A 25,868-nucleotide genomic window follows, 5' to 3' on the forward strand; every position below is an offset into this window, starting at 1 on the left:
CTGTCACGCAACTCCGCGTCCAGAGCAGTTTCCGGAGGCGGTACGCCAATCTCCACTGTCATGTGGCCGTGAGCGACCGGGAGTAGACCCGGGGCTTCGGTTTCAACCTCGTGACGGAATTCAGAAAGGACCATGGACATGGTCAGTCTTGGTGGGATCGCCCGCAAAATTTTCGGCTCCTCGAATGAACGCCGCATCCGGGGGAATAAGCCTCGCGTGGCCGCCATCAACGCGCTGGAGGACAGCATAAAGGCATTGAGTGATGCCGAGCTGGCCGCAAAGACCGAGGAATTCAAGGGTGAGCTTGCCAAGGGCAAGACGCTCGACGACATCCTGATCCCGGCCTTTGCCGTGGCGCGCGAAGCATCGCGCCGGGCGCTCGGCATGCGGCCCTTCGATGTGCAGCTGATCGGCGGTATGATCCTGCACGAAAACGCCATTGCCGAAATGAAAACCGGCGAAGGCAAGACGCTGGTGGCAACGCTCGCCGTCTATCTCAACGCACTGTCCGGCAAGGGCGTGCATGTGGTGACGGTCAATGATTATCTCGCCAGCCGCGACGCCGCCATCATGGCCAAGCTCTACAGCTTCCTCGGCCTGACCACCGGTGTCATCGTGCATGGCATGAACGATGACGAGCGCCGCGAGGCCTATGCCTGCGACATCACCTATGCCACCAATAACGAGCTTGGCTTCGACTATCTGCGCGACAATATGAAATATGAGCGCGGCCAGATGGTGCAGCGCGGCCATAATTTCGCAATCGTCGATGAAGTGGATTCGATCCTGGTCGATGAAGCGCGCACGCCGCTGATCATTTCCGGTCCGCTTGACGACCGCTCCGACCTCTACACCACCATCGATGCTTTCATTCCGATGCTGGGTGCTGAGGATTACGAGATCGATGAAAAGCAGAAATCGGCCAATTTCTCCGAAGTCGGCACCGAAAAGCTGGAAAACCTGCTGAAAGACGCTGGCCTGCTGAAAGGCGTTTCGCTGTATGACGTCGAAAACGTCGCCATCGTCCATCATATCAACAATGCGCTGAAGGCCCACAAGCTGTTCCAGCGCGACAAGGATTATATCGTCCGCAATGACGAAATCGTCATCATCGACGAGTTCACCGGTCGCATGATGCCGGGCCGTCGCTATTCGGAAGGCCAACACCAGGCGCTGGAAGCCAAGGAAAAGGTAACGATCCAGCCGGAAAACCAGACGCTGGCGTCAATCACCTTCCAGAATTATTTCCGGATGTATGCCAAGCTTGCCGGCATGACCGGCACGGCCTCGACGGAAGCCGAGGAATTCAACGATATTTATGGCCTGAGCGTCATCGAGGTGCCGACCAACCTGCCCATCCAGCGTATCGACGAGGATGACGAGGTCTACCGGACCTTCGAGGAGAAGTTCAAGGCGATCATCGAGGAAATCAAGGCAGCCCATGCCCGCAACCAGCCGGTTCTGGTCGGAACCACCTCGATTGAAAAGTCCGAACTGCTGGCGACCATGCTGCGCCAGACCGGATATACTGATTTCAGCGTGCTGAATGCCCGCTATCACGAGCAGGAAGCCTATATCGTCTCCCAGGCAGGTGTGCCGGGTGCCGTTACCATCGCCACCAACATGGCCGGTCGCGGTACCGACATCCAGCTTGGCGGCAATATCGACATGCGGCTTGAACGCGATCTGGAAGGCATGGAGCCCGGCCCCGAACGCGACGCCAAGGAACAGGCGATCCGCGAGGAAGTCAAAGCCCTGAAGGAAAAGGCGTTGGCCGCTGGTGGCCTGTATGTGATCGCCACCGAGCGTCATGAAAGCCGGCGCATCGACAATCAGCTGCGTGGCCGTTCCGGTCGTCAGGGCGACCCGGGCCGTTCAAAATTCTACCTGTCGCTTCAGGACGACCTGATGCGGATCTTCGGCTCCGACCGCATGGACAGCATGCTCCAGAAGCTGGGCCTGAAGGATGGCGAGGCCATCGTCCATCCCTGGATCAACAAGGCGCTGGAACGGGCACAAAAGAAGGTCGAGGCGCGCAATTTCGACATCCGCAAGAACCTGTTGAAATATGACGACGTGCTGAATGACCAGCGCAAGGTGATTTTCGAGCAGCGCGTCGAGTTGATGGATGCCGAAGACCTGACCGAAACCATCGACGACATGCGCCACGAGCTGATCGACACGATCGTGCGCACCCATATCCCGGAAAAGGCCTATGCCGAACAATGGGATGTGGCGGGCCTGAAGACTGCCACCACGACCATTCTCAACCTCGACCTTCCCATCGACGACTGGGCGCAGGAAGAGGGCATTGCCGAAGATGATATCGTTGAACGGGTCAAGAAAGCTGCCGACGACGTGATGGCTGAGAAGACCGAGCGCTTCGGCGCGGAGATCATGGCTTATATCGAGCGGTCCGTGCTGTTACAGACCATCGACAATCTGTGGCGTGAGCATATCGTCAACCTCGACCACCTGCGTTCGGTGGTGGGTTTCCGTGGCTATGCCCAGCGCGATCCCTTGCAGGAATACAAGGCGGAAGCGTTCGAACTGTTCCAGGCGCTGCTGGCCAATATGCGTGAAGGCGTCACCGCCCAGATGATGCGGGTGGAAATCGTCCGTGAAGCTCCCCCGGAGCCGACCCTGCCGATCATGCATGGTCACCACGAGGACCCGCAGACCGGCCAGGATGAATTTGCCGCTGCGGATGGCGTGGTCGCCCCCGAGAACCGCAATCCCGCCGATCCCTCGACATGGGGCAAGGTCGGACGCAATGAAATGTGTCCTTGCGGCTCCGGCAAGCGCTTCAAGCACTGCCACGGCGCCCTCTTGGCGTAAGACAGTGCTGACGTAAGAAAATCAAAATCGGCCAGCCGGATGTGTTGGCCGATTTCTCCCAGGCATAGGCTATTCAAACACTGACGGGCAGGCTTTTGTTAACCGTAAGCTGCCAAACCTGAATGCCCTGTCGCTTCTGTGCCTGAGAGTTTTGCGTGTTTATCATGGCGGTTATCCAGTGGGTGGAACATCTCCTGCCAGCCCGGCTGCATGGCCCGCTGCGCAGGATCGTCGCCGCTTTGTCCGCTCACGACGATGTGGCCCGCGCCCAGCGCATGGCGCTGATTGCCTTTGCCATCCGCATCGTCAGCGCAGCGATTGCCTTTTTCTCGCAGATCGTCCAGGCCCGGCTGATGGGCGATTTCGAATATGGTATTTTCGTTTTCGTCTGGGTGCTGGTCGTGCTGTTCGGCAATCTATCCTGCCTTGGTTTTCATTCGACCGTCATCCGCTTTCTGCCGCAATATCACGCAAGAGATGAAATTCCTGAAATCCGTGGCATCACCGTTACCATCCGGATCTTCGCTCTTGGCCTCGCCAGCTGTCTGACTGCAACCGGTCTTATCCTGTTGAATTTTTTCGGAGATCGGATTGCCGGTTACTACCTGACACCGCTGTTTCTCGGCCTGTTCGCACTGCCGATGATTGCGCTGGGCGATGTGCTTGACGGGACGGCGCGCGCCAATAGCTGGCCCGTTGCAGCCCTCAGCCCCACCTATATTGTCAGGCCCGTGCTGATCCTTGCCTTCATGCTGCTGGCCGTCATGCTGGGGGCGCCACGCACAGCCACCACCGCCATGCAGGCGGCCCTTGCCGCCACCTATGTCACGACACTCAGCCAATTCGCCACCATTCACTGGCGTCTGCGGCACAAATATCTACGGGGGCCGCGGCGGATCGAGTTCATGGTCTGGTTTCGCGTTGCCATCCCGATTTTCCTGATCGAGGGCTTTCTATTTCTGCTGACCAATTCCGACGTCATGGTGGTCGGGCTTTATCTGCCACCCGACCAGGTCGGGATCTATTTTGCTGCGGCAAAAACCATGGCCCTGGTGCAATTCGTCTATTTCGCGGTCAAGGCCGCAGCCGGACCGCGCTTTTCAGCACTGATGAATGAAGATGATATCCGGCCGCTGGCCCTATTTGCCGGCAGAATGGCCCGCTGGTGCTTCTGGCCGTCGCTGATCATCGGTCTTCTGGTGCTGGCGGCTGGCGAAGTCTTGCTCGGTCTGTTCGGCCCGAATTTCACGGTAGGCTATCCATTGATGGCCATTCTGTTTGCCGGTGCCCTGACCAAGGCGCTGATTGGTCCCGGTGAGATGCTCTTGACCATGGCAGGGCGACAAAAATTGTGTGTGCTACTATATGTGATTGCTTTAGCATCTAATATCGGGCTGAATGTGACTCTCATTCCGCTTTATGGCCTCACCGGCGCGGCAACGGCTGCCGCCTCGGCAATGTTGGTGGAAGCGATCTTGTTACACATTGCCGTGCGCTATGCGCTTGGCATTGTCTTATTTGCATTTGCCGACCCATTGTCTCGCATGAAGCAAGACAGGCCCGCATGAAGCGAACCAGGTTGTAGGATATGAACACACTACCGGTGACCGACGATACCAGCCGGGAAACGAGCACCGAGCGCCCGGTTCTGCATACCGTGTCTGCACCGGTCAATCGTCCGCCCGCCGATGGCCAGATTGCCGTGGGACGCCCCGGCCGCGATCTTTGGCTCTATCCACGCCAGACCAGCTACGACCTTGAACAGGAAATGGACTACCTGACCAACCGGGCGCTGGAGCAGAATGTCTTCTTCTCGGCCCGCTTTCTGGCCCCCGCCATCCCCCGCCTGGACGAGCGTGAAGTACGCATGGCACTGATCCGCGACGAGCGGCAGGGCCGCAGCCGGATCCGGTTGCTGATGCCTTTTTCGGTGGAAAAACCGGGCTTTGCAGTCGGTCCGTCCATTGTTCGCGTCTGGTCCAACCCCTTCGGCCCGCTTGGCACGCCTCTCGTCGATGCTGAGGATGCGGTGGAAACGCTCGACAACCTTTTCGAGGGACTGAGCGATCCCAAAGCCAAATTGCCCTCCGTTCTCGTCCTGCCGGATCTGCGAATCGATGGGCCGGTCACAAAACTACTGCGGGCCGTGGCGATCAGCCGTGACCTGCCACTGACCGTGACAAATCCCTACCAGCGCCCAATGCTCGAGAGCCTGGAGGATGGAGAAACCTATCTAAGCCAGGCCATTGGCAAGTCCCATTGGCGCGACATGCGCCGGCAGATGCGCCTGCTGGGTCAGCAGGGCGAATTGACCTATTCCGTCGCCCGTCAGCCGCAGGATCTGCATGTCCGCATGGAGGAATTCCTGGCGCTCGAAGCCAGCGGCTGGAAAGGCCGCAAGCGCAGCGCCCTTGTCATGGACCGGCTGCGAGCCGCCTTTGCCCGCGAGGCGATGACCAATCTGGCCGAGCGCGATTCGGTCCGCATCCATACGCTCGATCTCGATGGAAAGGCCATCGCCTCCATGGTTGTCTTCATTATGGGTGCCGAAGCCTATACGTGGAAGACTGCCTATGATGAGCGCTATGCGCGATATTCGCCCGGCAAGCTTCTGGTGGCTCGATTGACAGAATGGCATCTGGACGATGCCAATATTCTGCGCACCGATTCCTGCGCCGTACCCGATCACCCGGTCATGAGCAGGCTCTGGCGGGAGCGGGAAGACATGGGAACCATGGTTATCGGCCTGAAGCGCAATGCCGACCGCGATGTCCGCCAGGTGGCGGCGCAACTGCATCTCTATCGCAACACCCGCAATATCGCCCGCATCCTGCGGGACAAAGTGCTGGGCAGGCGCCAAAAAGACAGCTGATCATTGCGCGATATCATCCAGTCATCACGCCCGGCTGTGCCTGTTGCGGTTCATCGCGCTCACGCAGCAGGCGGCGGATCACCTTGCCACTGGTGGTCAGCGGCATATCGGTGATAAACTCCACTTCACGCGGATATTCGTGCATGGACAGCCGCTGCTTGACCCAATCAGCAATGTCACGGGCCAAGGCCGGTCCAGCCTGAAAACCCGGCGCGAGCACCACATAGGCCTTGACGATTTCAGTTCGCACCGGATCGGGCTTGCCCACCGCCGCCGCCAGGCGAACAGCCGGATGACCAACCAGACAATCCTCGATTTCCGCCGGGCCGATACGGTAGCCGGATGACGTAATGACATCATCGTCGCGACCGAAAAACTCCACATAGCCCTCGCTATCCTGGCGTCCGAGATCACCGGTCAGCATCCAGTCACCAATGAATTTCTGGCGGGTCGCCTGCGGATCATTCCAATATTCCAGGAACATCACCGGGTCAGGCCGGGCAATCGCCACCTGTCCGACCTTGCCGACTGGCAGCTCCCTGCCTTTGTCATCGATAATTGCCACGCGGTGGCCCGGCACCGGCTTGCCTATGGCGCCTGCCTTGCTGACGCCCAGCCGGGCTGCCGATGACAGCACGAAATTGCATTCGGTCTGCCCATAGAACTCATTGGGCGTGATACCAAGCGCCGTCTTGACCCATTGATAGGTTTCCCGCCCCAGCGATTCCCCTGCCGAACCGATGGAACGCAGCACAAGATCATAATGCTGGCGCGGATTGTTCACCGTTTTGAGCAGCCGCAAGGCGGTGGGCGGAATGAAGGCATTGCGCACCTTCATCTCCGCCATGATGCGAAAGGCCATGGCCGGATCAAATTTCTGGGCAGGCGACGACACGACCGGAACCCCCAGCATCAGGGCTGGCATCAGCACATTCAAAAGCCCGCCAGCCCAAGCCCAGTCCGAAGGCGTCCAGATTCTGTCGCCCGGTTGCGGTAGACCGTCATGGGCAAGCTGGAAGCCTGGAATGTGACCGGCAAGCACCCGATGCCCATGCAGAGCGCCCTTCGGCGCACCGGTCGTGCCAGAGGTGAAGATCATCAGTGCCGGATCGTCTGGCCCGGTCTGTGGCCCCTCAAAAGACGCGGAACCGCTCTGCCATAGAGTTTCAAAGGAAAGGACGCTGGGAGAAGGCGTGCCAATGGAAATAGCCTCCCGAAGGTCCGGCAGGCTGGCCCGAATAGGCTCCAGCCGCGACAGACCGAAATCATTGGTGATGACCGCGCAGGCACTCGCCGTCTTCAGCCGATATTCCAATGCATCGGCGCCAAATAGCAAGGCCAGCGGCAGAGCGATCGCGCCAAGCTTGTAAATCGCCACATGGGCGATGACAGTCTCAAACCCCTGCGGTAGCAGCAGAGCAACCCGCTCCCCAGGGCCAATGCCGAGCTGGCTTAGAGCATCCGCGAAGGCGTTGGATCGCGCAGCAAGCGCCCCATAGGTTAAGGTTCGATGCGCGCCGTCAGGGGAAAAATGCTCAAGGCAGATCCGGTCCGGCTCGCGGGCGGCCCATTCATCGCAAACGGCCCGTCCCATGTTGAACTGAGCTGGTATGGACCAGGAAAACGCATGACAGAGAGCCTCATAGGAAGCGCCGGCAGGTAGAAACATCGATCTTGTCCTGAATGAGTTCCCTGTCGCATTCCCCTGCACTGGCCAAACATTCAGAGAGTTTGCCGCAGATCCAGGATCAGCGTTTTTGTCAAATAGAGAAAAACGTCACTTGGCAAACCTATCATTCCTTTCGCAGTCGCACAATCCATCTCGCAAGCGCACACGACAGCGCTATGCACCGACTATAGCGCCTTCAGGTTTGCTGTAGCGCTTTATATATGCTGCATAATTTTCCTCTTAAACTCCAACCGGTATAACGCTAAAATTATGCAGTAGCCCGGGGGAAATACTGTGGCCCCATGCGCAGTGGAGAGAGGGCGTCAGGGCTTGATGTCTTGAAAATTGCCGGGTGGACGACATCCAGTATCGTTCAACCTTCGATTTTCAAGGTCGCAAAACCGGTTCCCTTTTGCTGGAACAATCCTGAGCCAAAAGGGTTGAAAGGCGGTAACGCGCGCGTGAAAGCGCCATGCCAGACCACGAAAACGTCGCGGACATGCCGTCTTTGCGACCAAGATCTGCGGCATTTTCCTGGTTTAAAAGCTCACGCACTTCAAAACGTGCGGAGCATAAAAGGAGGATACACATGCTGAAGAAAATCGTACCGGTCGTTGCTCTTCTCGGGCTTCTAGCTTCCTGCGGAGATGACAGCAGCTCCAAGAGTGGCAGTTCGACATCAACTCCCGGCACCAGTTCCTCGACAGGCGGCACCGGCAGCACGACAACGGCACCTGCTACGCCTGGAAGCACCACAGGCAACAGTTCAGGGACAGGCACCAGCACGGGTACCCCATAAGCCTACCGATTTTCTCTTGATACAAGGTAGATATTGCCCGTTCAATGAGCGGGCAATATCCCTGTGTTGGTGAATGGCCATCTTGTTGAACTGTAAAATAGTTTTAAAAACAAACAAATTTGACTGTCATTCACTCGCGACTTGCATGGCCGAAATTCCAAAAAACCCTAAAAATATCTAGATTCTGCTTTTTTAAGCCACGATCATCCCTATCTATCCTGCCGGTTGCACACGGGATTGAAGCTTTAGGGATGCTTAAGAGAAATTGGATGGCTGAATGGCCGCATATGACGGCCCGGGCAATACGTTCGTCGCTGATAACAAAGATTTTTGTAATCTGCTTTATCTCCATTCACGTGCCACTTCTGGCGGTGGTTGCACATGTCCTTGGTGGCGGCGCACTGAGCGAAGCAAGCATTTTGCTTGTCCTGCTGATATCGACCTTGGCTGGAACGGCTGGCTGCCTGCTGTCGCTCTGGCGGATCATTCAACCGCTACGCCAACTCAACCACTCCATAGCCCGATACCGGCAGGAAGGGGCACCTGTTACCATCGCAGTCAAGACGAAAGATGAAATCGGCACTGTCGCCCAGGCGGTTTCAGCCCTGGTAACAGAATTGGACTGTTCTCTCAAAACCCTGACGCTTCAAGCCAATACTGATCCCCTGACCGGATTGGCAAACCGCCGGTTCATTCTGGCAAGAGGCACGGAGGCTCTTGACGAGACCCGCCGCAGCGGCGATCCGATGTGCCTTCTTCTCTTCGATCTGGACCATTTTAAAGGCATCAATGATGCATTCGGTCATGAAACCGGCGATAAAGCATTGATCGCAGCAGCACAGACAATCCGCAGTAATTTGCGACCAAACGATTTGGCAGGCCGGATCGGCGGCGAAGAGTTCTGCGTTCTTCTGCCAGGCACAAATCTGGTCCAGGCCCAAGCGATTGCCGAACGTCTACGCACTTGCCTGGAAAATATTTGTCTTGAACCACTGGCACCTGGCAGGATCACCGCCAGCTTTGGCCTTGCCCAATCCGCCGATCATTTTTCAACTTTCCAGAAATTCATGGCCGCCACCGATATGGCGCTCTACCGCGCCAAACAACATGGCCGCAACCGCATCCACTGCGAACCTCAAAACGCCCTCAGCTATTTGTGACAAAAAGGCAGCCACCAGACCGCAGCATTTTTGTCACCGGGCCAGCATTGGCTTAGGGAGTCCATGACTGCCATGTTGAGCTCCGTCGTGAACGACTGGATATAATCCGAACATCGAAAGGCCATAAGTTCGCCTGGCAATCAGGCCTCCGCTAAGGCAACCAGCACCTTGACCTTTTAGGAGGGAAGTCTATTGTCGACACGTTAATGACGTAAACAAGATATTTTCACGCGTTGACCGAGTGGGCGTTCAACGCGACAGTTGTTGAAATTTGATGACGCGATAAGTGGAGGGGCTTTCCATGGACGACGTTCTGTCATCCACCGATTTCATTCAGGCAAGCCGTGTGCTTAAACTGTCATCGCCCTTGGGCGAAGACCAGCTTCTGCCGGAGCGGATGACGGTGGATGAGGGCGTCAATCGTCTGTTCGAGATCACTGTGTCAGTGCGTGCCAAGCGTGAGGCTGTGAAGCCGGAAGAGCTGATCGGCAAACTGGTCGATGTCTCCCTGGAAATCCGGCAGGGTGAACTGGACGGGGATGGCGTGCGCCGACCGTTCAATGGACTGGTGACCAATCTGTCAGAGGGACCGCCGGTGACGCGCGGATTGCGGTCCTACACCCTGACAATCCGTCCGCAACTGTGGCTGCTGTCGCGCCGGTCCGATTGCCGGATCTGGCAGAATATGACGGCGATCCAGGTGATGGAAACGCTGTTTTCCGAGCATGGCATTCCAGCCGCCGCATCCGCCCCTCTGCACAAGACGCCGCCGTCGCGCGAGTTTTCTGTCCAATGGAATGAAACGGATCTCGATTACCTGCTGCGCCGCTTCGAGCAGGACGGGTTGTTCTACTGGTTTGAACATGAGACCGGCGTTCATCGCCTGAAGGTCAGCGACAGCAAGGTTGCCTGGAGCAAGCCATCGGCTGCGGCAGAAGGTGTCGACAAAGTCAGATTAGCCCAAGGCTCGTCGGACCGCAACCATATCAACGAATGGATGCGGCAATTCTCCTATGTTCCCGGCCAGCGCGCCGGTGCGGACTGGAATTTCGAGACGCCGAGCACTGTGCCACTGAATGTCACGCCGTCACTGATCCAGATGCCGGGCGCCAAGCAGCGCGAGCTTTACGAATATCCGGCCCGCATCTCCGATATCAAAGAAGCCGAAGTGGCCGAGACGTTTCGAACGCAGGCGACGGAAGCCGATCATGAGCGCGTGACGGGCCAGTCCAATGTGCGCTTTCTGGAAGCAGGACGCCGGTTCACGCCTTACGAGGAGCCGCATCCCGAACATAAATACGAAGAGCATGTGATTACCCGCATCATGCATCGGGTGGTGGACCGCTCCTATGAGACGGCCAGCAATGAGATGGAATATGCCAACGCGTTCGAGGCCATTCCGTCGCGTGTTCCACTGACGCCGCACCGGGAGACCAAGCGCCCGCGTATTGAAGGTGCGCAGGTGGCGATTGTTGCAGGGCCATCGGGCGAGGAAATCCACACCGACAAATATGGGCGCATCAAGCTCTGGTATCCCTGGGATCGCAAGGCAAAGAAGGACGGCAGTGACACTTGCTGGGTGCGGGTTAATCAGGCCTGGGGCGGTGGCAGTTGGGGTGCGCAGGTCATCCCACGCATCGGCATGGAAGTGATGGTGTCGTTCGTGGATGGCGATCCGGATCGGCCACTGGTGATCGGCGTGGTTCCCAATCCGGCCAATCCCGTGCCCTACGACCTTCCCGCCAACAAGACCCGGATGGTGCTGCGCTCCAACACCCACAAGGGCAGCGGTTTCAACGAGATGACCTTTGAGGATGAGAAGGGCCAGGAGAACATGTTCTTCCATGCCCAAAAGGATCAGACGACACGCGTGCTGAACGACCGCACCAAGCGTATTGACCGCCATGAGGTGGCATCCATCGGCGGCAACCGTGCTGTGGAGGTTAGCGGCAACCAGAAGCATGAGATCGGTGGATCGGTAAACACAGTGGTCGGCGGTACCGGGCCGATGGCCATGGCTCTGATGGGAGCCGTGCAAGGTATTTCAGGCCAGACGGCAGGTCTGCTCGCTCAGGCGGGCCAGATCGCTGGCAGTAGTGGACCAGGCCTTGCGAGCTTTGCCACAACGCTTGCCTCCTCGGCCCTGGGATTCTTAGGGGCGGGTGGTCTGATGGCTCGCGAAGGTGTTGTGGCTGGCTCCAGTCCACGGGCAGATGCGGGTACGGCTCTTGCCGGTTCCGGCACAGGCGTTGGTGATGATGCTTCTAGCCTTTTTCCAATGCCCGGCATCATGAATACCATCGTCGGTGCATTCAAATCCGACACCATCGGTGTGGCGCGGGCCGAGCAGATCGGTGTCAGTAAGGTCACCAATGTTGGGCAGACCTCATTGGAAAGCGTCGGAAAGTTCAAAAAAATTGCGGTGGGTGAAGAGTTCGTCATCGAATGCGGGGACTCCAAGTTCATCATGAAGTCGAACGGCGAAGTGATCATTCTGGGCAAGACGTTTAATTTCGTGGCCACGGATCACTTTCAGCTGCGCGGCAAGCCGATTGACATGAACTGAGGAGTGGGCAGGTGGAACTGATTAACCGCCTCCCCTTTCCTGCGATGGCCTTCAGGCAATTCGATCCCGAAGGCAATCTGGATTGCATCGTTTCCATGCGGGGAACGTTTATGCATGTCCAGGACGGAAGCCTTGATATCGCCCCGCAGCAGGAGAGCTTTCAGTGGGAGGATGCCTATGAAGGCGATCCACATGCAAGCGTCTTGTTACGGCAATCGGACTTGACGCCGGACAAGTCGGGTACGGACGTAACCTTCCTTGGAAACGCCTATGCGCCTGATGGCAAACCCGCTACGTCATGGCAATCGATCCTTCGTGTCGGTCCCGTTTCCAAGGCCGTCAAGGTACATGGCGAGCGGCATTGGAAGCCCAAAATTCAGGAAAAATGGGCGGGATTTTCGGCCAAGGAACCCAAACGAGTCATCAAGGGCTGGGCGCTGACGCAAGCGCAGCCAGCAAACATAGTGCCATTATGTTGGTCGAAAGCCTTCGGTGGCATCATTCCAGGAACTGGCGATCCCACCAGAGAGAGTCCTGTTGACGTCGAGCGACGCAATCCACTCGGCTGCGGAATCGTCAACTTTGATATGCCCCACGATACGGAACCGGTTCCAGCGCCACAGATCACCAGTGCGGATCAAAGCCTGGACTGGCGAGAGCAGTACGAACCGCAGGGTTTCGGCCTTGTATCCCCCTGGTGGAGATCACGGCAGCAATATGCTGGAACCTATGACGAAGCCTGGCTGAGCAAACGCCATCCCCTCCTCCCGCGAGATTTCGATCCCCGCTTCTGGCAGTGTGCTCATCCAGATCTGATTGCCACACCACATCTGGGAGGAGACGAAGGTTACCAGCTCGATCATCTTCACCCGCGCTTTGGCCAGGCAAGAGGCCGCCTGCCAGGCCTGACATGCGGTGTTCACTGCCAGCGCGAAGACCGGGATGAATGGCATGTTCTCAAGCTGGATGGCGTCCATTTCGACTGGCGGTCGGAGAATATCGTGATGCTGACCTGGCGTGTACGTTTCCCATTGCCCGAAGCAGGTGAAACGACGCTGACCTTGACTCGTGTTCGGGTGAAGCCCTCACCCGACCCATCGACCGAGGTATCGGCAGGTCAAGCGAGAGAGAACGCATGAGCATTCCCCACGACCCCTATCTTGGCGAACCGGGCTATCCCGGCCCCTGGACGACGAAACAGCCGCGTGAGGGCCTGCGCGATCTCGACGAAGCGCGGATCGTCTCGCTTTCTCCAGATGTCTGCTGGACACCCATCGGCTCATCCGTTGTCGCTATTCCATACCCTATCGTAGATTTCTGCGGCCACGACCAGAACTACACGCCCTCTGTTCGCTTCACGGGCAAGAAGGCCATGGTCATGCGGTCATGCACGACCCATGTGCATGGCGATAAGCCGGGTGTCAAAAAAGGCGTCAATTCCGGCACGGTCGAAAGCATCTGCGAACCCGTTGGTCATGCTGATCAGGTTCGAGCTGAAGGGTCTTACGTCATTCGCCATCTCGACCGGTTCAAGATGAACAACGGGAACACAGAGGGCGAAGCGATCTTTGTGCGGGACACCTCCACCTATGATCCGCCGAAGGATGATGATCCGGTACCAGGGTCGTTGCGTGCTGTAGAAGTGGCCGATGCCTCTGATGCAAAGAAGAAAGCCACGGATGCTGATGGATCGGGGGGGACAACACTTGGCCTTTTGTCGCCAGCAGCGGCGCGTGCTATTACTGCGGTCGGCGGAAGCGGAGCGGCTACCGCAACCAGCAGCACTGCGGCAGCAGCAACGGCCGCGACTGCCGCCGAAACTGCTGCGGGTGCCAGCATAGGGACCGTTCTTGCCGGGATAGGCATCTTTGCTGTCGGAGTACTACTTCCCACGAATAAATCTAATTTTTCGGACTTCGTTCCTCAGGATGAATTTGAACGTCAGAAAATTTCTGACGCTCAAAAGCGCATTAACGACTTGCCATTCTGGGATACTGGCTCTTCGGTTCGCGAAGACACTATAGCCGAATTGCGTCGCAGAAGGCAGACAGTACCTCAACCTCAGGCTGTCCCACTCCCCCAGTCCGAGACTGTGCGCGTGGATACTCCGAAATGCTATGTACTACCCCTAAATTTCTCAACTCCGCTAAATGGAACTCGGGCTGAGATGCAACGGCAGCTAGATCTTCAACAATCTACCCTGAACAGCAAGAACCCGTGCGTTGCAGCAAATGACATTGCCAATTATCCGAATGTAAAATCAATAGGTGAAGCGGCGAGAACTATCGAACGTAAACGCCTCATAAAAAAAAATGCCGAATTCATTAATAGAATTAACCCAAATATTGGCCTTCCTCAGGCAATGGCTTTGGCCGAAAAACAAGCATCTAATAAGGATGCAATACACACCTTGGATATGATAGCGGGTGGAAAACCTACCGTGTTTTCTGGTTTAGGTGGGAGGAGTGAAAACCGATCCATTGGATCTCAATGGAGACACGGCGGAAAAGCCTCTGCATTGAGCAGATACGCAATAGACCAGTGCCAAAAAGGATGCCCTAAGATGCAAACGATTCTGCAGGCAATTTAAGGGGATGCAAAATGTCTATTGAAGATTTTGTGGCGGTTCGTGGCGTACCTAGGCAGGCACGACTGGTTCCCCAAGATGAATGGCAGGCATGTGAAGGGCGGGTGCCAGAACCGCTTATTGATTTTTGGAAAAAGAACGGAGTTGGATACTATGCCAATAAAAATTATTGGATATGCACGCCGATCTTTTTTGACAGCCTTCTTAAGGACGTTTTGAAGGATTTTTCAGCGCACTTTGCTGAAGATTTTTCGGCCTTTGGCTATTCAAGCCTCGGAACAATCGATCTCTGGCACAGGGAGGGACGGCACTTCACATTGTCGCTCGATGTAGGTTTGGTGATGGATCTCACAAGCCGGAAGAGAACAGATCCGCCACCCTATGATCTTGAAGATTTATATCGAGTCGCAGGTATGCAAATGCCAGAAAATGCTCGTGAAATATTCCTTGCTGGTCGAGACGACCCTGAGGACATTGGCTCAATATTACTCAGCACGACCTCTCAAGATGACTACAGCATCCTAGAAGACGATTCAGGGCAACCGCTATTATCTCAACTTCGTGGATTGCACGGGGAACCATCTGATAATGAGATATATTTTCGGAACAGTAGAGCGATACCGAACTTAGCTGAAAACTACTCAAAGGTATCAATCGTAGAGGCCGCAGCTCGTATACCTAAACCGTTGATGTATTCGTATGCAGTTGAAGTCGATGGCAAACAGGAAATCCGTGAGGAGAACTATCCATAAGCTGAAAAATTGGGTTGGACACGATTATCAATGCGTAGGTCCCCTGACGCTCATGGCGCAGGCAACATCTGTTATGGCGACGTATCGGAGAATCCGGAGAAGTCCGTCTTTCCTACCGCCCAGGGCTGAAAGTTCCGCAGCAGCAGGCGGTTATCGCAGCTATGATATGGGACATCTATTTCACCTCCAACAATGAAGGCGCCGTCTCTAAGATCGCGGCCTAAGCGAGCATACTACCCCCTTGATCGGGGTTGTCGAGATAATACGCATGAAAGACCAATCATGAAGATTTTCAAGATTGCGACTATATTCGTCGTAATGGAGGTACTGTGCGTTTTCCTGGGCTATCAGACGGCTGTATGGTCCGGGATAAGTGGGATCTACGAATGCAATGATGTTGCTTGCCCGTTTGTTGTGACCTTTGTGACCGGGCCACTGCTGAGTATTGCTTATGCATTCGTAGCCGGCGGCATCTACCTGCTCTGGCGGCGCACCACCACTGAATAATAGTAACCGCTAATTCCCCGTCGCCTTTTCGCACTTGCGTGTTTAGTGCACGAGGTGTCGAATTTAAATGGAATGAAAGGAACAAGCGAACCGGTGTGTTTGAAGATTGAATGATCATGAGCAGTCGCTGAAAACGATGCACTAGACTTGCAATGGATAATCCTCAATGAGCCGAGAAATTGTGCTTCGGCCCAAGTCGGCCATGATAGGGTTCGTGTCTTTATAATACCAAACTAAGCCCATCGCTTGCTGGAATGCCCATGCCGCGCCTCGGTGCCATTCAAGGTCATCAACTTGCAGACCTTCGCGGAAGACCGCTCGAGTATCCCGATCTAGCAGATGCCAACCGGCGACGAGATCAAGCGATGGATCCGCAGGAGCAAAACCGCCAGTGTCAAGCACTCCAACCAAGTGTTCGCCATTGACTAAAAGATTTGTAGGAATGATGTCCTTGTGGCTCATCACTTCGCGATTTGGAGATGGCAATTCGCGAAGGCTTCTCCACATGCTGCGTAGGGGATCAACATCAAGAAGGTGTTCACTCTTAGAGAAGCACACCTCCATCCACCCATCATGATCGGTCAAATTTCCGCCTCTACCCCGCCCCTCAAATGTCCGTCCGTTCAAATTCGCTGTGCGAAGTGTAATGATCAGTCTTACAAGATCGAGCGCAAAAACAGGCGAGTTGCATAGTCCAGTCGGCGTAGCAATTTGTCCCTCGATCCAAGTTTGTACATACCACGGCAGCGGATAGTCAGAACTTTGCCGCCCGATTCCGACTGGCTTAGGACTGGGAAAAAGGCAACATTCGTTGAATTCCGCGCTGGCTCTGGCTTCCGCTTCCAGTAAACGGGTGCATTCGGCGGGGTCCATCATCCGCAGAGGAAAGCGAGCAGTGTGCTTGGCACCAATTCGAAAGATCGCATTGGCTGTGCCTGCTGTTTCCAGTTCAATGATTTCTTCGCCTCGAAACTGCGGAAACTGGTCAGCGATCAAATCTCTCACGTGCGCCGCGTTGATGTTTATTTGATCGCTATGCATCGCCGCCATTCCTCAAACATCTACGCTGCCATAACCTTTATATATGACGACTTTTTGAATCGACGACTTGTGACGCTATTGCATAATTCTTTAAACCGGAATCGGTTTAAAGAGAAAATTATGCAACAAATATAAGGAGCTACAGCGAACCTTTGTGCGCCATATATGGCGCACGGCCCTGTAATGACCGAAATGAGATCGTCTCCACTCTGACTGTTTTTCGAGCGTAAAAGACGAAAGCGGCCAGAGCATCTCGGTTCGCCGACTTCCGTCATTGGCCTGAAGCAGACGTCACGCGGCTTTCACAAACGTGGAAATGATCCCGCGAGAAAGACCTGCTACGCGGGCTGAAGCCCGTAACGTATTCAAGAATATTTCCTGTATATTCCACCGCTCTGGTCTGACGGATAGAGTTCACCAAGTGTTGCACCCGCCGAAACCGAACAGTGCAGGGCGCTATCATCGTCTTGGCGAGCGGATCCTTTACATGAGCGCCGCCCTGGAGTGGTCCACGCGCTACCCGATCGCAGTGGAGCGGGCGTCTCAATCTTCTACAACGTGTACGACATGCCAATGGCGTCAAACTTGAATTCGCAGGTTAACATGCGATGCGCTCGACATGTGGTACTTCAGCGCGTCGACGATGGCGTGTTTTGTCACCTATGCGTAGATCATAGCCATCTTTACCGTGTCATATGACCGGGCCCATAACGTCGGGTGTTTGCGAACGTCGGATTTCAGAATCCGCTTACCGCATAGTGAATGACCAGAATGGGGGCATTCCTGTCGCAAGATTCGTCGCTTCATGGCCAAACACTCAGCTTCCAAGCTAAGCTGGAAAGCCGTCACGCCATCTCAAGGGACGAAGATTCCATTCCCGGCGCTGGAGACTTCGAATGCGGGTGGGAAGCGTTCAGTCGCCGAGCCACGATATCGTGGTTGAGCCACAGGACAGGACCGGAGGGGTCTGACGATTCGCCAAAAATGAGCTGCCCGGTTGCCTTCACAACGAGACCGCTCAGGAGGTCGCTAATCATCACCTTGTTATTGCGATGCATCTGGGTGATCCCGTTGGACGTGCTGATAGTCAAATCGGCCTGTGCCTGGCTGTTTGCCATGGGCCACGCCGAAAAGTCATAGAACGGGCGCATGACCTCGCTGGCCTGCATATCGGTGATCTTTTGGAAGACATCCTTCATGGTTATGCCGTCTGCCAGAAGTTGCTGGCAGGCTTGCCACTGTTCGTCTGCCCATTTGCCGCCGTTTTCTTTCTTCAAGGCAAGCAGCAGCGGTATCAGGGGCAGTTCGATACCCGTGAACACATCGGAGGAATTGGTCCGGATTTCGGGGCAGTTATAGACAGTTGCCTTTATCCCTGCCGCCCAGGCTTGCTCTGCAATGCCTTCAAGCCGCATCTTCGCATAACCCTGGGTGTAGTTGGTGTAGGTCTGCCAACGATAGCTTCCGTCAATGAGGACCGACGATCCGTGGTAACCATAGGCCGTATATCGTACTTGACCACCCGAAGCTTCCACGCGCTCGCGGATCGCCGCGCTGAAATCAATGAGGTGGCGAAAGGTGTTTGCGGAGACGTCGTCAAAATTCTGCAGGATGAGTTTTCCCATGTCACTGTCGAGCAAGGTCTGCGACGACATGTGGCGACTTCCGGTCCCTTTGTAGATTCGATTGGCGACGACCAACAATACCTTCGCCTTCGGGATGCCCCCGGCCATTGTGTGGGTAAAGAAGACATTGCGGCCAGCGGCGATCATCCCGTCGAGAACGGTCATGACTTTCGAAAGCGACTCCGTAAAACGCGCAGTGGCGATGTCGCGGCATTGCCCGATATAGTCCCAGTCGAGCGTGTCGTGTTCCCAGCTCTCAAGCGTCATTTTTGCCAGGAGATCGGTGGGAGTTGGCCCGTCTTCAGGCGCATCGAGATCGAAACCCGCCATAAGAGGTATGTTGATGATCCTGCCGCCCAGCTGGGCCTCCGCCGAAGACAGCTCCTCGGCGTCAAGCGGCCGCAGCGCGTTGTTCTCGTCGCGCCGCCCGACGGTGATCCCGACAATCTCCATTCCTGCCCGCCTGGCTTCATCGAGTAATCCGGTGGCGTATCCACGGCCGAACAATTCGCCGAAAAGGACGAAAACATCGCCTTTACGGAAGACCGTGTTTTCGGAAAGACGATTCAGTGCAACCGGATTTTCCATCTGTCAGCTCTTTGATTCGTGTGTCGTCGAGCAGTGGCTCATACGGGCTTTCACAAACACATGCCCGCACTGGCGCCGAATGGGAACTCATTTTCGGTGACCGTTCATTTCAAAACGTGAAGTCGGTCTCTGTTGGTCCTGCAATGCGGCGAAATGCCGAGGCTCTTGGAGATCGGCGCGGCGATACCGAAACGAGTTCGCTGGAAACGCTCGTCCCGCGAATGCTTGCGAGGCTATTGGCGCGCTCTATCATTGTCGAAGTCACCTTTCGGCCGCGTTCCGGACGTGACTGCTGAACAGCAGACCGACAGCTTTCAGGATCCAATGCGGGTGGTGTGAACGACCGGCATGGGGGCGCAAAGCAGAAGTGATTTCTGCTAGAGTTCGGTCGCAATCATGGTCGCGTTGCGACAACACTGGCCATCATGATTATCTACAGGGTTTACGTCTCTTGCCGTCGTTGATCCCGTTACCCTTGTTTGCGATCAAACAGGGGAAAGCGGATCAATCTGATTTACCCCCAAGGCTGGACCGTCTGCCCTCCAAACATCACCTGCGTTGGCAATGTGAAGATAAAGTAGGGGTTGAACGATGGCGGTGCGCTGATTTGATCCAGTCGATTGAGTTGATCGGCTGTCAGCGCCACCTGCAGCGATGCCACATTCTGCGCGAGCTGCTCGGCTCGGCTGGCACCGACGAGAATGGTATCGACGCCGGGACGCTGTATCGTCCATGCCAGCGCCACTGCCGCCATTGGCTGTTCAAGTTCCGTGGCAACCTGCCGCACCACATCGACGACGTCAAAATTATGCTCGGTGAACAACATGCCTCCGAAAGGGTTGTCGCCGTTCAGTCGGCCGTTGCTATCGCTTTCGTCATCAACTGAGGCCTTGTCCGGAAGGCCACCCCTTACTCCGGCTTGTGCGAGCATGTCGCGACCGTATTTGCCCGTGAGCAATCCAGCTGCCAAAGGGCTCCATGGAACAAGCCCCATTCCAAACTCTGCGGCTGCCGGAAGGATGTCGAGTTCGACGCCCCGATCTACGAGGGAATAGGCATATTGCAGCCCGATTGGCATTGGAAGTCCGTGGACCGCCGCCAGCGTCGCGATCTTTGCAACATACCATGATGGCGTATTGGAGAATCCATAGTGGAGGATTTTCCCACTACGGACTGCATCGGTCAGGGTCTGGAGCACCTCTTCGGCAGGCGTGGTCCGATCCCAGACGTGCATCCAGTACATGTCGATGTAGTCCGTCTTCATCCGCTTCAGCGAGCCTTCGATCCCGAGCCGGATGTTCTTGGCTCCGTTGCCACCATGCAGAGGTGTTCCCTGGCTGCGCGCAAAGCCTGACTTGGTGGCGATAACGAGTCTGTCGCGAAGACCGGTGTCCGCAACAAAAGATCCCAGCATCTCCTCGCTGCGCCCGCCTGAATAGACGTCAGCAGTATCAAAGAAATTGCCACCCGCCGCGACATAGGTGTCGAAGAGTTGGCGCGATCCTTTCATCCCTGCGCCCCAGCGCTCGGCACCAAACGTCATTGTTCCAAGCGCCAACGGGCTGACGATGAGGCCGGATCGGCCCAGTGTGCGGTAGCTTGACAGGTCCATGTTGAATTCCTTGAGTGTGTTTCGAAAAGTTTCTGCTGACACCCTAGCCGGTCGCATGCCTCTCGATTAGCCGTTGCGCGCGGCATGAACTTGTGAGCACGTTGCAGCAATGGAACGAGGCGAACTGAACGATCTCTTGGCTTTTGCCGCCGTCGCACGCGAGCGGAGCTTCACAAGGGCCGCAGCATCCCTGGGAATATCGCCCTCGGCGCTGAGCCATGCCATGCGCGGGTTGGAGGAAAGACTTGGTGTCAGGCTGCTGGCAAGGACGACACGCAGCGTCGCTCCGACGGAAGCCGGCGACAGGCTGCTGCAATCCATCCGACCAGCATTCGCATCGATCGAGGATGGGCTTTCGGCGCTGGCGGAATGGCGGGACAGTCCTTCAGGCTCAGTGCGGATCACGACCTTCTCTTACCCTGCAAAAACCGTTCTCATGGCGAAGCTTCCAGCGTTCCTCCTGTCACATCCCGAAATCCAGGTCGAAGTGAATATCGATGACCGGCTGACAGATATCGTCGCCGAAGGCTACGACGCCGGAATAAGGTTCGGCGAGAACGTCGCGAAGGATATGATCGCCGTGCGGGTCGGTCCAGACCTTCGAACCATCGTGGTCGCGACACCCTGTTATTTCGAGCACCATCCGAAGCCGCAAACGCCTGGTGATCTTGAAGTACACAACTGCATTGGATATCGGCTCGCAAGCGCTGGCGGACTTCTTCCCTGGGAGTTTGAACGCGATGGACGTGAGATGAAGATCAGAACCTCCGGTTCCTTTGTCGGCAATGACGGCGATCTCGCCGCCGCCGCCGTAAGAGCCGGGGCTGGTCTCGGCTACCTGTTGGAGCATGATGTTGCCGAGGACATTGCCTCCGGCCGATTGATCCAGGTTCTCGACGAGTGGTGTCCGCAATTTCAGGGCTGCTACCTCTATCACCCGAGCCGCCGTCAGACGCCACCGGCACTGCGCGCCCTCATCAGTGCGCTGAAAACGGAGAGCTGATAGTTCTCGGCGCCGAACATCGCCCACCAGCACATTGATCACAGCCGCGCACCAATGATTTTCAAAGATGCTCCGTGGCCGATCAAAACGCGAGTAAGTGGCGTGCGTGGGATTTTCTCGACAATATGTTGTCAATCAGCGTTTAAAAGTTTCCAGTTCAGTCGTTCCATCAGCGTTGGCGGCTCCCGATATCCGCCACCCTGCTTAGGCTATCTTAAATGTTTGAGACGGGGCCGAACCTAGAAAGCCCGCTTCTAGGGGCTGCCCTGCAAAATCTGCTTTTGACCTGTCCGGCGTTCTCCAAAAATTGCGACGGAAAAGGGCCGTTGCTTAATTCACAGACAAGTGGCCGGACGATCATAGGTGCGAATCTCGCTAATTCGCGTCGACAATAAACATACGTGCTTCCTGGGCCTCATCACGCTCGACCTTGATTGGCACATATTCTGACGACTTATAAAACGCCTGCGCATCGGCAAGGGTGGCGAATTCGAAGATGCCAGCCATAGGCAATGGGGTCACGTCCCCTTCCAGAATCTCGGCTACCGGCCCAAAGTGCAGGATACGGCCCCCGGCTGCCTTTAACGCGGCTTGAAAGCGCGGCGCTAATGCGGCTTGCTTGGCTGGATCTTTGATACGTAGATTGACGTGAACATAGGCAGTCATAGTGCAGCTCCCGAAAATACTGTATATACAGTATTCAGTGAGTCGGAGATTGTCGAGACCTGCAAATGACAGACACTTCAGATTTCTATCGCCGCGTCGAAACCGAGTGCCCGGCCTTCCAGGCCAGGGTCGCCGCGAGGGCCTTGACACGCTATTACAATGCCTGCTTTCGACCCTTAGGGATCACCGCAGAGCAGTTCAGTCTTCTGGTGGGGATTGGCGGTAGCCACGAGCCAACGCTCGCTGAACTGGCGGCACGCGCCGGGGTCGACGCCACCACTCTCAGCCGGAGCGTAAAGAGCCTGGAACGGAACAATCTCGTGCATAGTCAAGGAGGACGGGGCCGGGCCGGCAAACGCCTGGCGCTTACCGACAAAGGCCTCCAGTTGATGGCTCAATCTATGGCCACCTGGGAGGATGCCCGCGTCCGTCTGGCTGAGGCTCTCGGTGAGGAAACATCACATGTTGCGGGAAGCGTGATGTCTCAGCTTGCTGTCGCCGCGCAGACCGCGACCTCTGCGGCCGGTTTCGGAGTGGCGGAATAACATGGTTAGGCGCCCTCAATTCTGTCGTCTGGCCCGCACTCGTGGCCCTTGAAAGCTGCCGCTCGATCAGGTGAATGGCGATCTATGCTTAGGTGACAAAGACCCAAACGGTCACCGACACTAAAAATGCCAACCGGAAGAGGACTGCCGAGAACGCCGTTGACAAGCTCATCCCAGAACAAAAAAACACCGAGATTGTCCCAGGCATTCCGGGGCCGACAAAAGATGTGACAAAAACACCTTAAACTCTCGATGATTTCAATACATCAAAGATATTGATGGTGCCCCTTGCCGGAATCGAACCAGCACTCCTCTCGGAACCTGATTTTGAGTCAGGCGCGTCTACCAATTCCGCCAAAGGGGCACTTAGAGAGTAGAAGGACGAACTACACGGAGGAAGGGGGGTCGGTCAACCGGGTTTTTTACAAATTTCCGGTTTCACGCAAAAGTTAGGCATCCGGGCAATATCACTGTTTTCGCCGCATTTACAGCCCATGGGCTTTGCGCATAAAGACTTGACGGAACGGCAGATATTCAGTCTTTCGTCATCTTGAATGCTGCGCCGCAATGGCAAAGACCCTCTGCATCGAGCCAAGGAGCGATCATGCTGCGACGCCTTTACGACTGGACCATGTCGCTTGCCGCCCGCAAATCTGCGGAAGCCTGGCTTGGGGCAATCTCCTTTGTGGAAAGCTCGATCTTTCTTGTCCCTGCCGATGTGCTGTTCCTGCCCATGGCGCTGGCCAAGCCGGAAAAGGTCTGGCGCTATGCGACCATTGCCACCATCACCTCGGTTTTGGGCGGCATAGCTGGTTGGTTTCTCGGTTATTACGCCTATGAAAGCATTGCCCGGCCAATCCTTGAGTTTTACGGCAAGGCCGATGCCTTCGACCAGCTGCGCCTGTCGGTGGACTATGAAACGGTGGTGCTGCTGTTGATCACCTCCGGCCTGGCCCATCTGCCCCCCATCAAGGTCGTGACCATCCTGTCGGGCGTCGCCCATGTGAATATCTGGTTGTTTATCATGACCGCCATCGTCGCGCGTGGAGGCCGCTTTTTCTTGCTGGCCTGGCTGCTGCGTCGCTACGGTGAGCCGATCCGCCATTTCATTGAAAAACGCCTCGGCCTGATCGCTGCTATCGGCGCTATCGTGCTGATCGCCCTGTTCGTCGCCTATCGCCTCCTTGTCCATTGAAAGATGAGGATTGGAGAACCATCATGACCACGCTTTCTTCCAACCGGCCCGGTCTTGCCCCTGCCCTTATCCTCACCCTTGGCATGGCCGGTGTCGTCGGCTCGGCTTTGGCCTTTGAATATCTCGGCGGCTATATTCCCTGCGAGCTTTGCCTGTTGCAGCGCAAGCCCTATTATATCGGCGCTGCAATCGGAGTTGTGACGGTCATCGCCGCCACCATCAACCTACCCGCCAAAGTCACGAAAAGCCTGATCCTGCTTCTCGGCCTGATCATGATCGTCAGCGCTGGCCTCGGCGTTTACCACGCAGGCGTCGAATGGCATTTCTGGGAAGGGCCGAGCGCCTGCTCCGCCACCAGCGGCGCAGGCTTCAACGGCAGCGGCGACATCCTCTCGCAGCTCAACAGCTTCAAAGGACCGTCCTGCACAGAAGCGGCCTTGCGGATTTTCGGCCTGTCGCTGGCCGGCTGGAATGTCCTGACCAGCCTCGTTCTCGCCGCCATCGCTTTCTGGGGCGCTCGGCGCATGACGGCTTAAGGCTGCAATTCGGAATCCCAATAGAGATAATCCACCCAGCTTTCATGCAGATAGTTGGGTGGAAACGACCGGCCATTATTATGCAGGTCCTGCACGCTTGGCTGATAGGGCTTCTGGGCCGGGAACATATTAGCCTGTTTCGGCAGTTTAGACCCCTTGCGCAGATTGCAGGGCGAACACGCCGCCACGACATTCTGCCAGGTGGTTTCCCCACCATGGGCGCGGGGAATGACGTGATCGAAGGTCAGGTCGTCAGGCGAGCCGCAATACTGGCACTGAAACTTGTCGCGCAGAAACACGTTAAAGCGTGTGAAGGCAGGATTGCGGGTCGGCTGCACATAGGTTTTCAGGCTGACAACGCTGGGCAAGCGCATGGAAAAGCTGGGTGAACAGACCGAATGATCGTATTCGGCGATGATATTCACACGGTCAAGGAAAACCGCCTTGATCGCGTCCTGCCAGGACCACAACGACAAGGGGTAATAACTCAGTGGCCTATAATCAGCGTTGAGCACAAGCGCTGGTAAGGACTGGGGCGAAACTGCAATCGTCAAGGCGTTCTCCTGATCGATTCGGCATCTGCTCCCTCTATATTAGGCTTGCTGTTACAGGATTGTGAAGCCCAATAAATAAGCAGTGAACTGATTCTCCATCAGACCGGCACCGGCGCTGCTTCGCGTCGTAAACGCGCCGCATAAAAGGCCCAGAACAACCGTGCCGCAATGGCGCGGTATGGCCGCCAGGTCAGTGCAATTCGGGTGGTTTCGCGGATGTCCGGGCGCGCGGCAAGGCAAAGGCCGTCCCCCACAGCCGCCCGCAGCGCCACGTCACCTGCCGGAAACACATCTGCGTGACCGCCACAAAACATCAGATAAACTTCCGATGTCCACAGCCCAATGCCACGCAGCCGGGTCAACTCGGCGATGCCTGTCTCCACCGGCTGATCAAGGATGGCGTGCAGATCGATGTCTCCGGCCTGAGTGGCAGAGGCCAAACCGCTCAGGCAGGCATGCTTGGCGCGCGAAAGACCGAGCGAAAGCGCTGCGTCACCCAGCGCCAGATAGGCGGCGGGTTCGGCTGTTCCCATCGCCTCACACAGCCGCCGCCAAATCGCATCAGCACTGGCGCGTGACACCATTTGCGAGACAATGATGAAGGCCAGCCCTTCGAAACCCGGTTCCGTCAACCGAAGCGGCAAGGGTCCGGCCTCGCGGGCAATGGCATGCAGCCGGGGATCGATATCCAGCAAGGCCTCAAGGCCGGTGGCAAGATCCGCTTGGTTGCGAATTCGCATCATCTCGGCCATG

General features: G+C 56.3%; 21 protein-coding genes and 1 tRNA gene. 13 read left to right on the forward strand and 9 right to left on the reverse strand.

The genetic code is table 11. The features are described 5' to 3' along the window. The first annotated feature begins 138 nt into the window (after positions 1 to 138). The 3 genes from secA to AVCG78_RS14030 all read left to right on the forward strand — a co-directional run bounded on the left by secA (position 139) and on the right by AVCG78_RS14030 (position 5,710). Positions 139 to 2,838 carry a preprotein translocase subunit SecA gene (secA, locus tag AVCG78_RS14020; protein ID WP_071203256.1) on the forward strand — a complete coding sequence of 900 codons (2,700 nt, stop codon included), beginning with the start codon at positions 139 to 141 and terminating at the stop codon, positions 2,836 to 2,838. 164 nt (positions 2,839 to 3,002) lie between these two features. Beyond that, positions 3,003 to 4,406 (forward strand): lipopolysaccharide biosynthesis protein, encoded by a 1,404-nt coding sequence (locus tag AVCG78_RS14025; RefSeq protein ID WP_139191318.1) that lies wholly within the window; start codon positions 3,003 to 3,005, stop codon positions 4,404 to 4,406. 20 nt (positions 4,407 to 4,426) lie between these two features. Next, positions 4,427 to 5,710, forward strand: a complete 1,284-nt coding sequence (locus AVCG78_RS14030; protein WP_071203209.1) for a GNAT family N-acetyltransferase — start codon at positions 4,427 to 4,429, stop codon at positions 5,708 to 5,710. Between the two features lie 13 nt (positions 5,711 to 5,723). On the opposite strand, the gene AVCG78_RS14035 is transcribed toward AVCG78_RS14030, so the two are convergent. Together AVCG78_RS14035 and AVCG78_RS14040 are read right to left on the reverse strand one after the other, a co-directional pair. Then, positions 5,724 to 7,379 (reverse strand): AMP-binding protein, encoded by a 1,656-nt coding sequence (locus AVCG78_RS14035; protein WP_071203211.1) that lies wholly within the window; start codon positions 7,377 to 7,379, stop codon positions 5,724 to 5,726. Positions 7,380 to 7,766: 387 nt separating this feature from the next. After that, the gene (locus AVCG78_RS14040) at positions 7,767 to 8,165 is read right to left on the reverse strand and encodes a hypothetical protein (RefSeq protein ID WP_139191320.1); all 399 of its coding nucleotides are present in this window, start codon (positions 8,163 to 8,165) and stop codon (positions 7,767 to 7,769) included. Positions 8,166 to 8,297: 132 nt separating this feature from the next. Here AVCG78_RS14040 and AVCG78_RS14045 point away from each other — a divergent pair, with 132 nt between their 5' ends. From AVCG78_RS14045 to AVCG78_RS14070, 6 genes are all read left to right on the forward strand, one after another. Further along, positions 8,298 to 9,338, forward strand: a complete 1,041-nt coding sequence (locus AVCG78_RS14045) for a sensor domain-containing diguanylate cyclase (protein ID WP_139191322.1) — start codon at positions 8,298 to 8,300, stop codon at positions 9,336 to 9,338. Positions 9,339 to 9,639: 301 nt separating this feature from the next. Then, entirely contained in the window at positions 9,640 to 11,904 is a 2,265-nt protein-coding gene (tssI, locus tag AVCG78_RS14050) for a type VI secretion system tip protein TssI/VgrG (RefSeq protein ID WP_071203213.1), read from the forward strand. An 11-nt stretch (positions 11,905 to 11,915) separates the two neighbouring features. Then, positions 11,916 to 13,043 carry a DUF2169 family type VI secretion system accessory protein gene (locus AVCG78_RS14055; protein WP_071202856.1) on the forward strand — a complete coding sequence of 376 codons (1,128 nt, stop codon included), beginning with the start codon at positions 11,916 to 11,918 and terminating at the stop codon, positions 13,041 to 13,043. Beyond that, a complete protein-coding gene (locus AVCG78_RS14060) occupies positions 13,040 to 14,494 on the forward strand; it encodes a PAAR-like domain-containing protein (RefSeq protein WP_071202858.1) in 1,455 nt (484 codons plus the stop codon). The genes AVCG78_RS14055 and AVCG78_RS14060 overlap by 4 nt, the downstream gene beginning before the upstream one ends. Positions 14,495 to 14,505: 11 nt before the next feature. Further along, positions 14,506 to 15,243: a GAD-like domain-containing protein gene (locus AVCG78_RS14065; RefSeq protein WP_071202860.1), complete on the forward strand. Its 738-nt coding sequence runs from the start codon at positions 14,506 to 14,508 to the stop codon at positions 15,241 to 15,243. Positions 15,244 to 15,525: 282 nt separating this feature from the next. Further along, positions 15,526 to 15,750, forward strand: coding sequence for a hypothetical protein (locus tag AVCG78_RS14070; protein ID WP_071202862.1), 225 nt, complete (start codon positions 15,526 to 15,528; stop codon positions 15,748 to 15,750). A 141-nt stretch (positions 15,751 to 15,891) separates the two neighbouring features. Here the strand turns inward: AVCG78_RS14070 and AVCG78_RS14075 are convergent, their stop codons facing one another. The 3 genes from AVCG78_RS14075 to AVCG78_RS14085 all read right to left on the reverse strand — a co-directional run bounded on the left by AVCG78_RS14075 (position 15,892) and on the right by AVCG78_RS14085 (position 20,616). Next, a complete protein-coding gene (locus tag AVCG78_RS14075) occupies positions 15,892 to 16,791 on the reverse strand; it encodes an aminoglycoside phosphotransferase family protein (protein ID WP_071203258.1) in 900 nt (299 codons plus the stop codon). A gap of 845 nt (positions 16,792 to 17,636) precedes the next feature. After that, entirely contained in the window at positions 17,637 to 19,004 is a 1,368-nt protein-coding gene (locus tag AVCG78_RS14080) for an enoyl ACP reductase FabMG family protein (RefSeq protein WP_071202864.1), read from the reverse strand. Positions 19,005 to 19,518: 514 nt separating this feature from the next. Continuing rightward, positions 19,519 to 20,616 carry an aldo/keto reductase gene (locus tag AVCG78_RS14085; protein ID WP_071202866.1) on the reverse strand — a complete coding sequence of 366 codons (1,098 nt, stop codon included), beginning with the start codon at positions 20,614 to 20,616 and terminating at the stop codon, positions 19,519 to 19,521. Positions 20,617 to 20,725: 109 nt separating this feature from the next. Here AVCG78_RS14085 and AVCG78_RS14090 point away from each other — a divergent pair, with 109 nt between their 5' ends. Then, positions 20,726 to 21,619, forward strand: a complete 894-nt coding sequence (locus AVCG78_RS14090; RefSeq protein ID WP_071202869.1) for a LysR family transcriptional regulator — start codon at positions 20,726 to 20,728, stop codon at positions 21,617 to 21,619. Positions 21,620 to 21,994: 375 nt separating this feature from the next. On the opposite strand, the gene AVCG78_RS14095 is transcribed toward AVCG78_RS14090, so the two are convergent. After that, positions 21,995 to 22,285: a DUF1330 domain-containing protein gene (locus tag AVCG78_RS14095; protein WP_041697131.1), complete on the reverse strand. Its 291-nt coding sequence runs from the start codon at positions 22,283 to 22,285 to the stop codon at positions 21,995 to 21,997. 65 nt (positions 22,286 to 22,350) lie between these two features. Here AVCG78_RS14095 and AVCG78_RS14100 point away from each other — a divergent pair, with 65 nt between their 5' ends. Further along, positions 22,351 to 22,830, forward strand: a complete 480-nt coding sequence (locus AVCG78_RS14100; RefSeq protein WP_071202871.1) for a MarR family winged helix-turn-helix transcriptional regulator — start codon at positions 22,351 to 22,353, stop codon at positions 22,828 to 22,830. Positions 22,831 to 23,109: 279 nt separating this feature from the next. Here the strand turns inward: AVCG78_RS14100 and AVCG78_RS14105 are convergent. Further along, positions 23,110 to 23,194: transfer RNA gene (locus AVCG78_RS14105), tRNA-Leu, on the reverse strand. Positions 23,195 to 23,434: 240 nt separating this feature from the next. Here AVCG78_RS14105 and AVCG78_RS14110 point away from each other — a divergent pair. Both AVCG78_RS14110 and AVCG78_RS14115 read left to right on the forward strand, forming a co-directional pair. Continuing rightward, positions 23,435 to 24,025, forward strand: a complete 591-nt coding sequence (locus tag AVCG78_RS14110) for a YqaA family protein (RefSeq protein WP_015917298.1) — start codon at positions 23,435 to 23,437, stop codon at positions 24,023 to 24,025. Positions 24,026 to 24,048: 23 nt separating this feature from the next. Continuing rightward, positions 24,049 to 24,561 carry a disulfide bond formation protein B gene (locus AVCG78_RS14115; protein ID WP_071202873.1) on the forward strand — a complete coding sequence of 171 codons (513 nt, stop codon included), beginning with the start codon at positions 24,049 to 24,051 and terminating at the stop codon, positions 24,559 to 24,561. Here AVCG78_RS14115 and AVCG78_RS14120 read toward each other — a convergent pair. Then, on the reverse strand, positions 24,558 to 25,115 hold the full coding sequence (locus AVCG78_RS14120; RefSeq protein ID WP_015917300.1) for an HNH endonuclease: 558 nt from the start codon (positions 25,113 to 25,115) through the stop codon (positions 24,558 to 24,560). The two genes, AVCG78_RS14115 and AVCG78_RS14120, sit on opposite strands and share 4 nt — an antisense overlap. 98 nt (positions 25,116 to 25,213) lie before the next feature. Further along, positions 25,214 to 25,858 (reverse strand): DNA-3-methyladenine glycosylase family protein, encoded by a 645-nt coding sequence (locus AVCG78_RS14125; RefSeq protein WP_071203270.1) that lies wholly within the window; start codon positions 25,856 to 25,858, stop codon positions 25,214 to 25,216. Positions 25,859 to 25,868: the final 10 nt, after the last annotated feature.

The sequence above is a fragment of the Gillisella vitis genome (assembly GCF_021559775.1).
Taxonomy (GTDB): Bacteria; Pseudomonadota; Alphaproteobacteria; order Rhizobiales; family Rhizobiaceae; genus Allorhizobium; species Allorhizobium ampelinum.